The organism is Methylobacterium sp. Leaf106 (assembly GCF_001422895.1).
Classification (GTDB): Bacteria; Pseudomonadota; Alphaproteobacteria; order Rhizobiales; family Beijerinckiaceae; genus Methylobacterium; species Methylobacterium bullatum.
The window spans coordinates 75,260-90,024 of sequence record NZ_LMNB01000035.1 but is presented as its reverse complement, the minus strand read 5'-3'; the positions used below and the strand labels follow the sequence as shown (position 1 = coordinate 90,024).

General features: G+C 67.5%; 13 protein-coding genes and 1 riboswitch. Of the genes, 7 read left to right on the top strand and 6 right to left on the bottom strand.

Annotated elements, in window-relative coordinates:
• Window positions 1-257: 257 nt before the first annotated feature.
• From ASF34_RS20675 to ASF34_RS20660, 4 genes are all read left to right on the top strand, one after another.
• Window positions 258-605 (top strand): hypothetical protein, encoded by a 348-nt coding sequence (locus tag ASF34_RS20675; protein ID WP_056164158.1) that lies wholly within the window; start codon window positions 258-260, stop codon window positions 603-605.
• Window positions 606-766: 161 nt separating this feature from the next.
• Window positions 767-1,795 (top strand): CorA family divalent cation transporter, encoded by a 1,029-nt coding sequence (locus ASF34_RS20670; protein ID WP_056164154.1) that lies wholly within the window; start codon window positions 767-769, stop codon window positions 1,793-1,795.
• Window positions 1,796-1,857: 62 nt separating this feature from the next.
• Window positions 1,858-4,203, top strand: coding sequence for an Orn/Lys/Arg decarboxylase N-terminal domain-containing protein (locus ASF34_RS20665; protein WP_018045530.1), 2,346 nt, complete (start codon window positions 1,858-1,860; stop codon window positions 4,201-4,203).
• Complete coding sequence (locus tag ASF34_RS20660; RefSeq protein ID WP_018045531.1) at window positions 4,200-4,817, top strand: GNAT family N-acetyltransferase; 618 nt, start codon at window positions 4,200-4,202, stop codon at window positions 4,815-4,817. Before ASF34_RS20665 ends, ASF34_RS20660 begins: the two co-directional genes overlap by 4 nt.
• Before the next feature lie 13 nt (window positions 4,818-4,830).
• Here the strand turns inward: ASF34_RS20660 and ASF34_RS20655 are convergent, their stop codons facing one another.
• The gene (locus ASF34_RS20655; protein ID WP_018045532.1) at window positions 4,831-5,340 is read right to left on the bottom strand and encodes a DUF533 domain-containing protein; all 510 of its coding nucleotides are present in this window, start codon (window positions 5,338-5,340) and stop codon (window positions 4,831-4,833) included.
• Window positions 5,341-5,513: 173 nt separating this feature from the next.
• On the opposite strand from ASF34_RS20655, the gene ASF34_RS20650 reads away from it, so the two are divergent.
• Window positions 5,514-5,957, top strand: coding sequence for a TIGR01244 family sulfur transferase (locus tag ASF34_RS20650; RefSeq protein WP_056164149.1), 444 nt, complete (start codon window positions 5,514-5,516; stop codon window positions 5,955-5,957).
• Window positions 5,958-5,972: 15 nt separating this feature from the next.
• Here the strand turns inward: ASF34_RS20650 and ASF34_RS20645 are convergent, their stop codons facing one another.
• Both ASF34_RS20645 and ASF34_RS20640 read right to left on the bottom strand, forming a co-directional pair.
• Window positions 5,973-6,500, bottom strand: a complete 528-nt coding sequence (locus ASF34_RS20645) for a DUF2721 domain-containing protein (protein WP_056164146.1) — start codon at window positions 6,498-6,500, stop codon at window positions 5,973-5,975.
• Between the two features lie 215 nt (window positions 6,501-6,715).
• Window positions 6,716-7,207 carry a BA14K family protein gene (locus ASF34_RS20640; RefSeq protein WP_338011541.1) on the bottom strand — a complete coding sequence of 164 codons (492 nt, stop codon included), beginning with the start codon at window positions 7,205-7,207 and terminating at the stop codon, window positions 6,716-6,718.
• Window positions 7,208-7,588: 381 nt separating this feature from the next.
• A riboswitch (TPP riboswitch) is annotated at window positions 7,589-7,695 on the top strand.
• Between the two features lie 85 nt (window positions 7,696-7,780).
• On the opposite strand from ASF34_RS20640, the gene thiC reads away from it, so the two are divergent.
• Window positions 7,781-9,688 carry a phosphomethylpyrimidine synthase ThiC gene (gene thiC / locus ASF34_RS20635; RefSeq protein ID WP_056141096.1) on the top strand — a complete coding sequence of 636 codons (1,908 nt, stop codon included), beginning with the start codon at window positions 7,781-7,783 and terminating at the stop codon, window positions 9,686-9,688.
• Window positions 9,689-9,741: 53 nt separating this feature from the next.
• Here the strand turns inward: thiC and ASF34_RS20630 are convergent, their stop codons facing one another.
• The 3 genes from ASF34_RS20630 to ASF34_RS20620 all read right to left on the bottom strand — a co-directional run bounded on the left by ASF34_RS20630 (window position 9,742) and on the right by ASF34_RS20620 (window position 13,180).
• Complete coding sequence (locus ASF34_RS20630) at window positions 9,742-11,007, bottom strand: D-amino acid dehydrogenase (protein ID WP_056164140.1); 1,266 nt, start codon at window positions 11,005-11,007, stop codon at window positions 9,742-9,744.
• A 366-nt stretch (window positions 11,008-11,373) separates the two neighbouring features.
• Window positions 11,374-11,763 carry a tautomerase family protein gene (locus tag ASF34_RS20625; protein ID WP_056141108.1) on the bottom strand — a complete coding sequence of 130 codons (390 nt, stop codon included), beginning with the start codon at window positions 11,761-11,763 and terminating at the stop codon, window positions 11,374-11,376.
• 67 nt (window positions 11,764-11,830) lie between these two features.
• Window positions 11,831-13,180: an aspartate aminotransferase family protein gene (locus tag ASF34_RS20620; RefSeq protein WP_018045540.1), complete on the bottom strand. Its 1,350-nt coding sequence runs from the start codon at window positions 13,178-13,180 to the stop codon at window positions 11,831-11,833.
• 173 nt (window positions 13,181-13,353) lie between these two features.
• Between ASF34_RS20620 and ASF34_RS20615 the strand changes: the two genes are divergently transcribed.
• On the top strand, window positions 13,354-14,760 hold the full coding sequence (locus ASF34_RS20615; protein ID WP_056164137.1) for an aminotransferase-like domain-containing protein: 1,407 nt from the start codon (window positions 13,354-13,356) through the stop codon (window positions 14,758-14,760).
• Window positions 14,761-14,765 lie beyond the last annotated feature (5 nt).

Below are 14,765 nucleotides of genomic sequence, written 5' to 3'. Positions count from 1 at the left end.
TCGGCAACGGCACCACATTCCTTATTCGATTCGTAGAATTCAGCATCCGACGCCGAAAGCCCGAGAATCGCTGGACTCTCCCTCAGCTTCTGGTATGCGGCGTTTATTTAATCGATACGATTTTTGTAGATACTTGAGCGGTCAGAAAACGAAATAGACCGAATTATAAGGCGCATCCCATTGTCGATACGTAACAAACAACTGATCGCAACTTAGAAAAGTTCTTGAAATAACTCTGCAATAGGAGATAAAATGCAATGGAACGCTTTATCGTCCGTTTCGTCAAGCCCATATGCCTGGCTGTCATCACCTTCTTCTCCGTTTATTTTCTGACCGGAAGTTCCTTCATCGGATTGATCGTGAGCAGCATCCCGTTGTTGCTTGGCTGGCTCGGCATCATGGAAACCTTCGCCTATGGCATGGCCGCGACGGTGTTCATCGGTGCCGTCATCTGGACCGTCGCTCCGGCCGACATGAAGGTTCTCGTCGGACATCAGGCCACCGCCTTCGCTGAGGTGCTTCGCAAGGAAGCGGACAAGGGCCTGAACCGCAAGGAAGCCGACGGCAGCGTCAAGGAAGCCGACAAGGGCGTCGTGACCCGCTGAGGATAGCCAATCGTCGTCGCCCCCTCTTGCGGATCGCATGACCCGCAGGCCGAGCATCGATCGGCGGAGGTGTCCCTCCGTCATCACAGTGTCGCCCAGCGTTGCGATCCAGCGCGATAGTGAGCCGGCATTTTGCTGGCCATGATCGCCGCGACCGCACCATGCAGCACCTTCTCATCGAGGAATCCCCCCTCCCGGGGCTGATCTTCGCCCTCACCTTCGACGCGGAGGGACGGGGACGCCAGGTCGGACCGGGGGACGGAATTCCCTCGCTGGACGACCCGGATCACGGCTTCGTTTGGCTCCATGTCGACCTCGTCGATGCGCGGACCGAGGCGCTCATCCTCGAAGGACGCCTCGGCCCGGCCCGGCTCGCCGCTGCGACCTTCGCCCGCGACGAGCATCAGCGCGTCGTCGTGGACGGCCCCCATGCCGGTTTCGTCATCGCCGACCGGGAACGCGCCTTCGACGGTTCGTCGAGCGAGGAGCCGAACGGCCGTCTCCATTGCATCCTCGGCCCGCGCTTCCTCGTCAGCGGCCGCCGCCACGCCACGGCCTGCGCGGTGGCCGCCCGCGACGCGGTCCTGTCCGGCGCCATCGTCCCCGGCCCGGCCAAGCTGCTCGAGCGCTTCGTCGGAAGCACCGTCGAGGCGCTGACCGCCACGGCCGAGCGCCTGTCCTCCTCCCTCGACGCCATCGAGGACGACATGCTCGACGAGGCCAAGGCGGACGATCCGAGGCCCCTGGGACCGATCCGCCGCCAATCCGTGCGCTCCCACCGGCAGCTTGCCGGGTTGCGGGCGGTGTTCCACCGGCTCGAGGACGAAGCCGGCACGGAGGGAGATCAATTGCCCGAAGCGGTGGGCGCCATGGCCGCGCGGGTGGTCCAACGCCTCGATTCCCTCCACCGCGACATGCATGTCCTGTCCGAACGTAGCCGCCTGCTGCAGGACGAGATCGCCGCCCGCACCACCGCCCTCACCAACCGCCAGCTCTTCACCCTGTCGATCCTCACGGCCCTGTTCCTGCCGCCCACCCTGGTGACGGGCGTGTTCGGCATGAACACCAAGGGCCTGTTCTTTTCGGAATCCGACAATGGGTCACTGCTCGCGCTGGGAATCGGCGCGCTCGCGGCGCTCGCCGTCTACCTCGTCATCCGCCGGCTCAGTCTCGCCGGCCGGCCTGGTTGATCCGGAACGCGAACGCGCCCACACCCCCCTCGATTCATCCGACCACCGGAGCCTTCCCCCGCATGGACTTCTTTCGCCGCTTCACCGTGCTCATGTGCGCGCCGAACTTCGACCCGGACGATCTCGAGGGCGTGCGCGTCCAGCAGATCATAGGCTCGGTGGAAAAGCTCGGCTTCGAGGTCGTCCGCGCCCGCCGCGTGGAGGACGCGGCCATCGCGGTCCAGACCGATGCCGCCATCGGCTGCATGGTGGTGGATTGGGGCAAGCGCGGACTCGACGGCAAGGCCGCCGCCCTCATCAACCTGATGCGGAAGCGCGGGCTGGAAATGCCCATCGTCATCATGGTCCGGCGCAAGCGCCTGGAGGACATCCCCGTCGAAGTGCTCGACTTCATCGACGGCTACATCTTCCTCGCGGAAGAGACCCCGGACTACATCGCCCGCGGCCTCGTGAGCCGGGTCAAGCAATATGCCGAGACCCTGAAGACGCCCTTCTTCGGCGCGCTGGTCGATTACGCAGAGCAGGGCAACCAGCTCTGGACCTGCCCCGGCCATAACGGCGGCATCTTCTACAACCGCTCCCCCATCGGGCGCATCTTCGTGGAGCATCTCGGCGAGGCGGTGTTCCGCGACGACCTCGACAATTCCGTGCTCGATCTCGGCGATCTCCTCGTCCACGAGGGCCCCGCCCTCAAGGCGCAGAAGGAAGCCGCCGTCATCTTCGGTGCGGAAAAAACCTATTTCGTCCTCAACGGCACCTCGGCCTCCAACAAGATCGTGCTCTCGGCCCTGGTGGCCGAGGGCGATCTCGTCCTGTTCGACCGCAACAACCACAAGGCGGCCCATCACGGCGCCCTGTTCCTCGGCGGCGCGGTTCCGGTCTTCCTGGAGACCGACCGCAACTGCTTCGGCCTGATCGGCCCGATGTATCACGAGGCCCTCGACGAGGCGGCCATCCGCGAGAAGATCCGCACCAACCCCCTCGTCACCGACAAGGAGGCCTGGAAGCGCGAGCGCCCGTTCCGCGTCGCGGTGGTGGAGCAGTGCACCTATGACGGCACGATCTACAACGCGCAGATGATCCTCGAGAAGATCGGGCATCTCTGCGACTACATCCTGTTCGACGAGGCCTGGGCGGGCTTCATGAAGTTCCACCCGCTCTTCGCCGGCCGCTTCGCCATGGGGCTGAAGGGCCTCGACGAGACCTCGCCGGGCATCATCGCCACCCAATCCACCCACAAGCAGCTGGCGAGCTTCTCCCAGGCCTCGCAGATCCACACCAAGGACAGCCATATCCGCGGCCAGACCCGCCGCATCGAGCACCGGCGCTTCAACGAGACCTTCCTCGTCCACGCCTCGACCTCGCCGTTCTACCCGCTCTTCGCGTCGCTGGATGTCGGCGCGCAGATGATGAAGGGCCGCTCGGGCGTCGTCCTGTGGGACGACACGATCCGGCTCGGCATCGAATGGCGCAAGAAGGTCCGCGCCATCCGCCGCGAATTCGAGGAGAAGGAGGGCGATCCCCTGCGCCGCTGGTTCTTCGACCCCTTCGTGCCGGACACGGTGAAGGGCCCGGAGGGCAAGGTGCCGTGGGAGAGCGTCTCGACGGACGAGCTCGCCAGCGACGCCAAATACTGGGAGCTGACCCCCGGTGCCGCCTGGCACGGCTTCACCCATGTGGCGCCGAACTACGCCATGACCGACCCGAACAAGCTCACCGTGCTCACCCCCGGCTTCGACCGCCGCACGGGGCAATATGCCGATCATGGCGTACCGGCCCCGATCGTCGCTCAGTATCTGCGTGAAAACCGCATCGTGCCGGAGAAGAACGACCTCAACTCGCTCCTCTTCCTGCTGACGCCGGGCGTCGAATCCTCCAAGGCCGGCACGCTCATCTCCGGCCTCGTGGCGTTCAAGCGCCTGCATGACGAGAACGTGCCGCTCGAGGATGCCATGCCGGAATTCGTCCGGCGCCGGCCGAACCGCTACAAGGGCGTGCGCCTGCGCGACCTCTGCGCGGATTTCCACGCCTTCCACCGCGAGCACGGCACCAGCACGCTCCAGCGCAAGCAGTTCGAGCCGGGGCACCTGCCCGAGATGGTGATGACCCCGAAGGAGGCGGTGCAGCAGCTCACCCGCAACAACGTCGATTACGTGCCGATCGCGGAAGCCGAGGGCCGTGTGGCGACGACCTTGCTTCTGGTCTACCCGCCGGGCATCGGCACGGTGCTGCCGGGCGAGCGACTGGACGAGCGGGCGAAACCCATGCTGGATTACTTCAAGATGTTCGAACGCTCGGCGAACCTGTTCCCGGGCTTCGAGGCCGAGATCCAGGGCGTGTTCCGCAACGTCGATCCCGACGGGACGATCAGGTTCTACACCTACGTCATGCGCGAGAACCGCCCGTGAGTCCGGACGGGCCGCCCACCGCCTCCGATCCCGAAGTGATCATCCGGCCGTCCTCGGATCCGGACGTGCCGGCCATGGTGGCGATCTACGCTCACCATATCCGGCGGGGCGTGGGGGATGTCGGCGATTTCGAGGAGGATCCGCTCCATCCCGACGACCTCAAGCGCCGCCGCAAGGCCATGCGCAAGAAGCGTCTGCCCCACCTCGTCGCCGATCGCGACGGGGTGGTGGCGGGCTATGCCTATGCCGTACCGTTCCGCAAACGGCCGGCCTACCGCTACACGCTCAAGCACTCGATCTACGTCCATCACGAGCACCTGAACGCCGGCATCGGCCGGCGCCTGCTGCCGGCTTTGATCGAGGCCTGCGCCGCCGGCGGCTACCGCCAGATGATCGGCTATATCGACGCGCAGAACGAGGCGTCCCTGCGGCTCCACGAGGCCTGCGGCTTCGTCCGCGTCGGCCTGCTGCCGGCGGTGGGCTACAAGTACGGCCGCTGGAGCGACAGCGTCATGGTCCAGCGGGCGCTCGGCACCGGCTCCACCGACCAGCCCGGCACCTGGACGCGCTCGGTGGAGGCGCTGGTGGCCGGGCACGAATGGGTGGGGAAGTGATCCGGCTGCGGTCTCAGGCCGCCTCCAGCCCGGCATCGACCCGCGCGGCCACGTCCTGCGGGACGTCGAGGGCCTCGGCGAGGCGCTTCAGGAACTCCCGCTCCTGCAGCGTATCGGCATCGATGGCCAGACGCGCCGCCGCATAGAGGCGTGCGCCCTGCTCCGGCGACTCCACGCGCTCGGCGAGTTCGTCGATCTCGGCCGGGTCGGTGAGCTCCTTCTCCAGCCATGCGCGGCCATCCCGGTCGATGCCGGCCGCCTCCACCGCCGCGTCGAGGCGCCGGCGCTCCTGCTGGTCGACGATGCCGTCGGCCAGGGTCGCGGCCACCATGGCGCGCAGCATGACGCGCGCCTCGTCCTCACCGACCTGGCTCAGATCGGGGGTCTCGGACGCCGCGGAGGGACGGAGTGCGCGCAGCGCCAGACCCGCGACGAGGGCGAGGCCGCCGAGGGCGGCCGTGGCGGCGATCCCGCCCTTGCGTGAGCGTACGAGCGCATCGACGATCTGTCTTGCATCGGCCATGGTGGTCGTCCTGAAGGCGGGTTGAGGGATCGGATTGGAAACGGACGAGCCCCGTCGCGGGTTCACGATGGGCGGTGCGGTGGAATGAGCATGCCCCGTTCGTCCCCGGCGGAGCGCCCTCCCCCGGCAAACGGAAGCCGCACGGCGCGAAGGCAGCCAACGAGAGAGGCCCCATGACGATCACGCCCATCGAGCCCCGCCTGTCGGTCGCCGGCCAGCCGAACGAGGCGGAGATCGCGGACCTGTCCACGAAGGGCTTTGCCCTGCTCATCAACAACCGTCCCGAAGGCGAGGAGCCGGACCAGTTGGGCAGCGCTGCCGAAGCGGCGGCGGCCGAGGCGGCGGGGCTCGCCTATCTCCATCTCCCCGTCACCGGCCCCGGCATCACCCATGAGGACATCGCGCGTTTCCGCGAGGCCGTGGAGAGCGCACCCGGCCCGGTCCTCGCCCATTGCCGCAGCGGCACGCGCTCGCTGACCCTGTGGGCTTTGTCCGAAGTGCTGGCGGGGCGTCTGCGCCGCGATGACCTCCTGGCCTATGGCCGGGAGCGGGGCTTCGACCTCAGCGGCGCCGTGCGCTGGCTCGACACGCATGGCGACACGCCCGCCCGGACGTGAGGTCGCCGGCCCCAGTCAAGACCGCCCCGGTCGAGGCGAGCGGTGGGGGATCTCTGGTCCGCCCGCTTCACGGTCAGAGGCCTCCACCGTCTGGCGGTCGACTTCGTCCCGGACTCGGCGGCCCGCCATCAGGATCTCGATGAGGAAGGCGACGATGGCCGCCACCGTGCAGACCAGGGCGATTCCGAAGCAGCCGAACAGGACGGAGGCCGTGGCGGCATCGCGCAAGGCCCCCACGAACAGCGTCAGCACCGCGATGCCGGTCATGATGCTGCCGAGCGAGGCGAGGACCACCGCCACGTCGAGCATGAAGGAGCGCCGGCGCAGATAGGCCAACTGGTACGACAGGTGGGCGGCCTCGTCCGCATCCGCCTTCTGCAGCCGGTCGGCGGCGTCATCCACCCGGTCGGCCACCCGCCCCAGGCGCGTGGAGAAGACGTTTAGCAGCGTCGCCAGCGCCGTCAGCAGGAAGGCGGGCGCGAGCGCGATCTGAATGACATGCGCGATGTCGTCGGGAGCGAGGAGTGGACCGGAAGCCATCATGATAGGGCGTTACGCCATGCCGCCCGGCACCGGAAGATGCGCCGTTTCGGAGGTGGACACGGGTTCTGGATGCCGGTGACAGGGCCTTGGGCTTCGACGTCGTCCCTCCTCGGCCGAGCGAACGGCCGCCCCCGGATGCAACGAAGCCCCGCGGCGGGGGCCGCGGGGCTTCTCGAATTGATGAGGTTCAGGCGATCGCGCCCGGACGACGAGCGTTACTGCGGGCAGCGATGACGCAGGCCGTCATTGCCGAGATAGGTGCCCGACCGCTGATCGTAGGAGCGGAAGCGCTGGATGCAGTAGGCCACGTCCTGGTCGGATCCGCCGACATCCTGCTGGACCTCCACGGCGCCACCGTAATAGGCCGGCGCATAGCCGCCGCCGTAATATCCGTTGTCGTAGCCGTTGCCGTAGTACCCGCTGCCATAGCCATAGCCGATCCCGGCGCCCGCCAGCCCGAGGCCCAGCCCGAGGCCAAGGCCGCCATAGCCCCGCCCATATCCGCGATTGTAGCCATGGCCGTAGTGATGGTGGTGGCCGCCGCCGCCGAAGCCACCACCGCCGACATTCGGCCCGTGGGCAATTCCGCCATGTCCGCGTCCGCCGCCCATTCCAGGGCCGCCGAAAGCACCGAGACTGCCACCTCCGCCGCGTGCGAAGCCTCCGCCGCTGTGACCGTGGCCGCCATGGCCGCCGCCGTGGCTCATACCTCCGCCTCCGCCGCCTCTCCGCGCTTCGGCCGTGGCCGGAAGGAATGCGACCGCGCCGAGCAGAGCGGCGGATGCGAGAATAAGCTTGTTCATGAAACACCAGCCTGACCGTGGAGGGGACATTAGGATCGATAACGCGCCGCCGGCCGGGAAGGCTCCATTGTCCATGACTGTTTTCACGTCCCGCGAAAGTCACGCCAATAAAGAACAGTCCTTGCGGATCAAAATCGAGACTACGGTCGATGGTGGAATAACCGCCTGAACCGGAAGAGCCGCGATCCGGCCGGCGCGAGGGTCGCTTCGAGACGGACGGCCATTCACTCCGGCGAGTATGTTTCTCGGGGCGATTGACAAAGGCGCGGCGAGCGCAGACTTTCGAATCGTTCCGAGGGGGGCCCCGTTCAGGGGGCTGAGATAGGGCCGCAGCCCTGACCCTTGAACCTGATCCGGCTCATACCGGCGGAGGGACGGGAACTACGCTTGGGTTGTCTGCTCCAGACGAGCGGGTGCCCGTCGTCCTGACGTACCGTTGCGAACCGGATCGCCTCCCACGCCAGGAGCGAATCCGAAATGAACGCACCCGTCCTCCCCAAAGACCTTTCCGGACAAGAACCCGCCAAGGGGCAGCCGCAAGCGGTGACCACCGGCCCGATCATGGGCTCGCGCAAAGTCTATGCGAGCGTGGCCGGCCGTGACGACATCCGGGTGCCGTTCCGCGAGGTCACGTTGAGCGATCCGAAGGAGGCCCCGGTGCGGGTCTACGATCCGTCGGGTCCCTATACCGAGACCGATGCCCGGATCGACCTGAATGCCGGTCTGCCCCTGCTGCGCGACCCGTGGATCGCCAAGCGCGGCTACGCCACGATCACGCCGCGCGCGGTCAAGCCCGAGGACAACGGTTTCGTGCCGGAGGACAAGCTCGTCGCCCCCTGTCCGGCGACGCGCCAGATCCGCAAGGCCGGCCCCGGCCAGATGGTGACGCAGTACGAGTTCGCCAAAGCCGGGATCATCACCGAGGAGATGATCTACGTCGCCCACCGCGAGAACCTCGCCCGCGAGACGATGCTGGAAGGCGCGCAGACCGCACTGGCCGACGGCAACAGCTTCGGCGCGTCGCTCCCCGCCTTCATCACCCCGGAATTCGTGCGCGACGAGGTGGCGCGCGGCCGCGCCATCATCCCGGCCAACATCAACCACCCCGAGGTGGAGCCGATGGCGATCGGCCGCAACTTCCTCGTCAAGATCAACGCCAATATCGGCAATTCGGCCGTGACGTCGTCCGCCGCCGAAGAGGTGGAGAAACTGGTCTGGGCGACCCGCTGGGGCGCCGACACGGTGATGGACCTCTCCACCGGCCGCAACATCCACAACATCCGCTCGTGGATCGTGCGCAACTCGCCCGTCCCGATCGGCACCGTGCCGATCTATCAGGCGCTCGAGAAAGTCGGCGGCGATCCGCTGAAGCTCGACTGGGAGGTCTTCAAGGACACCCTCATCGAGCAGGCCGAGCAGGGCATCGACTATTTCACCATCCATGCGGGCGTGCGCCTCGCCCATGTGCCGCTCACCGCTCGCCGCGTCACCGGCATCGTCTCGCGCGGCGGCTCGATCATGGCGCGTTGGTGCCTCGCCGGTCACCGGGAATCGTTCCTCTACGAGCGGTTCGACGAGATCTGCGACATCATGCGGGCCTACGACGTCTCGTTCTCGCTGGGCGACGGCCTGCGCCCCGGCTCCATCGCGGATGCCAACGACGCGGCCCAGTTCGCGGAACTCGAGACCCTCGGCGAACTCACCAAGATCGCTTGGGACAAGGGCTGCCAGACCATGATCGAGGGCCCCGGCCACGTGCCGATGCACAAGATCAAGGTGAACATGGAAAAGCAGCTGGAAGAGTGCGGCGAGGCGCCGTTCTACACCCTCGGCCCGCTGACCACCGACATCGCACCGGGCTACGACCACATCACCTCGGGCATCGGCGCCGCCATGATCGGCTGGTTCGGCTGCGCCATGCTCTGCTACGTCACCCCGAAGGAGCATCTCGGCCTGCCCAACCGCGACGACGTGAAGGAAGGCGTGATCACCTACAAGATCGCGGCCCATGCCGCCGATCTCGCCAAGGGCCATCCGGCGGCGCAGCTGCGCGACGACGCCCTGTCACGCGCCCGGTTCGACTTCCGCTGGGAGGACCAGTTCAACCTGTCCCTCGATCCCGACACGGCGCGCGCTTATCACGACGAGACCCTGCCGAAGGACGCCCATAAGGTCGCGCATTTCTGCTCCATGTGCGGCCCGAAATTCTGCTCGATGAAGATCACGCAGGATCTGCGCGCCGAGGTGCTCGCCATGGAGGCGGCCGGACAGGTGCTGGGCGAGGCGACCCCCATGAGCCAGGCCGAGCGCGAGGCGGGAATGGCGGCGAAATCCGCCGAGTTCCAGGCCGAGGGCGGCAAGCTCTACGTCGACGCGGCCGAATAGGCCGCCTCGCCCCACCCCCTCGCGCCCCGGCGCGAGGGGGCATCGCCCCATCGTCAGGCACCGCTTGCGTAGCGGCTGACGGCTAGGTCCGGCGTGGCGATATCCGGCGTGCGGCCGGAGATGAGGTCGGCCAGCACCCGGCCCGAGCCGCAGGCCATAGTCCAGCCCAGGGTGCCATGGCCGGTATTGGTATAGAGGTTCGACAGGCGCGTTCCGCCGACGATGGGCGTGCCATCCGGCGTCATCGGCCGCAGGCCGGTCCAGAACTTGGCCTGAGCAAGGTCGCCACCGGCGGGGAACAGGTCGCCCACGGAGCGGAGCAGGGTTTCCCGGCGCGGTCCGCGCAGGACCGCGCTGAAACCGGCGAGCTCGGCGGTGCCGCCGACCCGGATGCGGTCGCCGAGCCGGGTGATCGCGACCTTGTAGGTCTCGTCCATCACCGTCGAGACCGGCGCCGCCTCCGCATCGGTGACCGGCAGGGTGAGGGAATAGCCCTTCACCGGATAGATCGGCAGGTCGATGCCGAAGGGCCGGAGCAGAGCCGGGGTGTAGCTGCCCATGGCCGCCACATAGGCGTCGGCTGTCAGGATTTCGCCGCCTGCCGTCGCCACGCCGCCGATCCGGTCGCCTTCGCTGCGTAGACCGGTGATGGCCGTGCCGTAGCGGAAGACCACGCCGAGGTCTTCGCAGAGTGCGGCGAGGCGCTGGGTGAAGAGGTGGGCGTCGCCGGTCTCGTCGCCGGGGAGCCGCAGGCCTCCGACGAAGGTCCCGGCCACCCGCGCCAGGGCCGGCTCGGCCATGATGCAGCCGGCGGGGTCCAGCACCGCGTAGGGAACGCCATAGGCGTCGAGGACGCGGGTGTCGTCCCCGACATGGTCGAGCTGCTTCTGTGTCCGGAACAGCTGGAGCGTGCCCTGCTCGCGATGGTCGTAACTGATGCCGGTCTCGGCGCGCAGGTCGCGCAGCACGTCGCGGCTGTACTCGGCCAGGCGCACCATCCGGCCCTTGTTGCGCTGGTAGGCCTCCTCCGTGCAATTCGCCAGCATGCGGGCGAGCCATCCGTAGAAACGCGGCTCGAAGCTCGGCCAGACCACGAGGGGCCGGTGACGCATCATCAGCCACTTCATGGCTTTCAGCGGGATGCCCGGAGCGGCCCAGGGCGCCGAATATCCCGGCGAGACCTGGCCGGCATTGGCGAAACTCGTCTCGAGCCCCGCCGCCGGCTGGCGCTCCAGCACGGTGACCCGGTGGCCGGCTTTGGCCAGGTAATAGGCCGAGGTGACGCCGACGACACCGCCACCGAGGATCAGGACATGCATGGCCGGCGTTCCGTAGAGGGTCGGGGTAGGGTCCGGACTGGGCTCGACGCCCCGAGCGGGTTCGCATCGGCGGGCCGACACGTCACCTCGCTCAGTCCTGATGGCGTGTCGCAGGTTTCAGGCCGCAGAAGCGGCGACCCTCGTCGCGAGCCCCGCCCAGGGACTGTTTGAGTTGTTTTTCCAAGGCTTTACCTCATCGTGAGGTGCCGCGTAGCGGCCTCGAAGGAGCCCTCCAGGGATCGCGCGATGACTGGAGGGCTCCCTCAAAGCCCTTTGCTCGTGCAAAGGGCACCTCAGGATGAGGGGGTCGGATAGGATGATCGACTTTGGTTTGAGCAACCGCTGAGAAATCCGATAAACCGATTGTCAGAGCTCGCCGGTGAGGAACTGCGCCCGGCCGTGACCGAAGGACCAATCCTCGTCGGTGTTCTCCACCGTCGAGACCATGACGTCGGCCGGGGCGATGCCGCAGGCGGCTTCGAGCTTCTCGGTCAGCAGCTTGTAGAACAGCTGCTTCTTCTCCTTGCCGCGCGGCCGGGTGATCATCTGGACCACCACCACGTCCTTGGTGCGCGGGATGTCGAGCCCGGTATCCTCGACGATCATCCGCGAGGGCTTGTGCTCGGTGACGATCTGGTAGCGGTCGCCCGGCGGGACGTTGAACGCCTCCAGCATCGCCTCGTGCGCGGCGTCGAGGAGCGTCTTCAGTTCGGAATCGGTGCGGCCTTCCAGGATATCGAAGCGCATCAGGGGCATGTCGGTTCAACCTTCGAAGAGAATGGAACGGGTCACGGGCCGTCTATCGGGTGAGCGCCGCCGCCGATTAGGCTTCGGCGCGGATGAGGCCGCGCAGCATCTCGATCATGCCGGTGATCTGGGCTTGGGTCGAGATGAAGGGCGGCCCCATGGCGATGGTGTCGCCGGTGAAGCGCAGGAGGATGCCCTCGCGCAGGCCGCGCTCGAAGATCCGCAGCGCGCGCGCGCCGGGCTGGCCCGGTGTCGGTTCGAGGTCCACCGCCGCCGTCAGGCCGAAATTGCGGATGTCCTTGATGCCCGGCTCGTCGCGCAGCGTGTGGACGGCCCCCTCGAGGATCGGCTCCAACTCGCGCACGCGGGCGAAGAGGTCGCCCTCCTCCATGAGGTCGAGGGAGGCATGAGCGACGGCCGCCGCCAGGGGATGGCCCGAATAGGTGTAGCCGTGGAACAGCTCCACCGCCGCGGCCGGCCCGGTCATGAACGTGTCGTAGATCTCCTTCCGCACGATCACGCCGCCCATCGGAACGATGCCGTTGGTGATGCCCTTGGCGAAGGTGATCATGTCGGGGATCACGCCGAGGCGGTCAGCGCCGAAGGGCGCGCCGAGCCGCCCGAAGCCGGTAATCACCTCGTCGAAGATCAGCAGGATGCCATGCCGCGTACAGATTTCGCGCAGGCGCTGGAGATAGCCCAGCGGCGGCACGATGACCCCCGCCGAGCCCTGCAGCGGCTCGACGATGACGCAGGCGATGGTGCCCGCATCGTGCAGCGCCACCATCCGCTCGAGGTCGTCGGCGAGATGCGCGCCCCAGGCGGGCTGGCCCTTGGAGAAGGCCATCTCGGCGTAATCGTGGGTATGGCGCAGGTGGTCGACGCCCTGGATCATGGCGGTGGCGAACATCTTGCGGTTGGCCACCATGCCGCCCACCGACATGCCGCCGAAGCCGACGCCGTGATAGCCCTTCTCACGGCCGATCATGCGGAAGCGGCCGGCCTCGCCGCGCAGGCGGTGATAACCAAGCGCGATCTTGAGGGCGGTATCGACGGCCTCCGAGCCGGAATTGGTGAAGAACACTCGGTCCAGCCCGTCCGGCGCCATGTCGGCGATGCGCTCGGCCAGCCGCAGCGTCACCGGGTTGGTCATCTGGAAGGCGGGACAGTAATCGAGCGTCTCGGCCTGCCGGCGCAGGGCCTCGACGATCCGCGGCTGGGCATGGCCGAGGGGGCAGCACCACAGGCCCGACAGGCTGTCGAACAGTTCGCGCCCGTCGGCGGTGCGGTAATAGGCGCCCTTGGCCGAGGTGACGATGCGCGGCGTCGGGTCGGCCTTCACGTGGCGATTGGGCGTGAACGGCATCCAGTAGGGCTCGACATTGAGCTGCCGGTCCGCCGCCTGGTCGATGATCGCATGATCCATGTGTCTCTCCGCCGATCCGCGATGCAAGAACCCGACCCTCGCCGCACTGCGTTATCGCCCGGCCCAAGCTCACCGACTATAGACAGTTGGCGGGTTGGCACGCGCAGCTGTATCTGTTCACCCGCCCATACAGTCGGATCGCCGAGACCGGTCCAGCCCTGAAAAGACGGCCCATGATCAGCCTCGACCCCGCCAGCACCGCTCCCCTCGTCGCCCAGCTGGTGGAGGCTGTGTCCGAGCGCATCCGCAGCGGGAGCGTGGCGCCGGGCGCCCGCCTGCCCTCGGTGCGCAAGCTGGCCGTTCAGTGCGGCGTGAGCACGCTGACCGTGTCGAACGCCTATAACCGGTTGGTGGCGGACGGCCTGCTCGAGGCCCGGCGCGCGAGCGGATACTTCGTCTCGGCCCGGCTGCTCGACCGCAAGGCCAGCGTACCCCGGCGCAAGCCCGTGCAGATCTCGGTGGATTCCGGCTGGCTGCTCCAGCGGGTCTACGAGGAGGACGCCTTCACCGTCAAAGCCGGATGCGGCTGGCTGCCCGACAGCCACCTGTTCGCCGACGGGATCAAGCAGGCCCTGGCGGCCCTGGCGCGGCGCCCCGACCGGCTGGTCTCGCGCTATGGGCATCCCCTCGGCCACGCCCCCTTGCGCCGGGCGATCCAGCTGCTCCTCGCCCAGCGCAACATCGAGTGCGAGCCGGACCAGATCCTGCTGACGCATGGGGCGAGCCAGGCCCTCGATTTGACCATGCGGACCTTCCTGCAGCCGGGCGACGTCGCCTTCGTGGACGATCCCGGCTATTGCAACCTCTACCCCTCGCTCAACGCCATGGGGGTGACCATCGTCGGCGTCGAGCGGACCCTCCAGGGACCGTCGATCCCCGCGCTCCAGGCACTGGCGGAGCGCCACAAGCCGAAGCTGTTCTTCACCAATACGAGCTTCCACAACCCCACCGGCACGTCCTGCTCGCCGGCCACCGCCTACCAGATCCTCCGCATCGCCGAGAAACACGACTTCCAGATCGTCGAGGACGACATCTATGCGAGCTTCGTCGAGGAGACGGCGCCCAGCATCGCCAGCCTCGACCAGCTCGCGCGCGTCATCCACATCAGCAGCTTCTCGAAGACCATCTCGCCCGCCCTGCGGGTCGGCTATCTCGCCTGCAACCCCGAGAATGCGCAGCGGCTCCTGCGCATGAAGATGGCGGCGAGCCTGACGAGCTCGGAGATTTCCGAGAGCATCGTCCACTCGATCCTGACGGAAGGCCAGTATCGCCTCCACATCGCGCGGCTCCGCGAAAAGCTCGCCGCCGAGCAGAAGATTGTGGCCGACGCCCTGCTCTCGGTGGGCCTGTCGCTGTTCCACCGCCCCGCCAACGGGCTCTTCCTCTGGGCCGGCTTCGGCGGCGATCCGGACACGGCCGGCCTGGCGCAGAGGGCCGCCGCCAAGGGCATCATGCTCGCTCCCGGGCACCTGTTCCGCGCCGATCAGGAGCCGACCCCGTGGCTGCGCTTCAACGTGGCGCATGCCAACGCGCCGGCCCTGTTCCGCTTCCTCGACACCGAGCGGCCCGCGCCCGCGTGACTTAC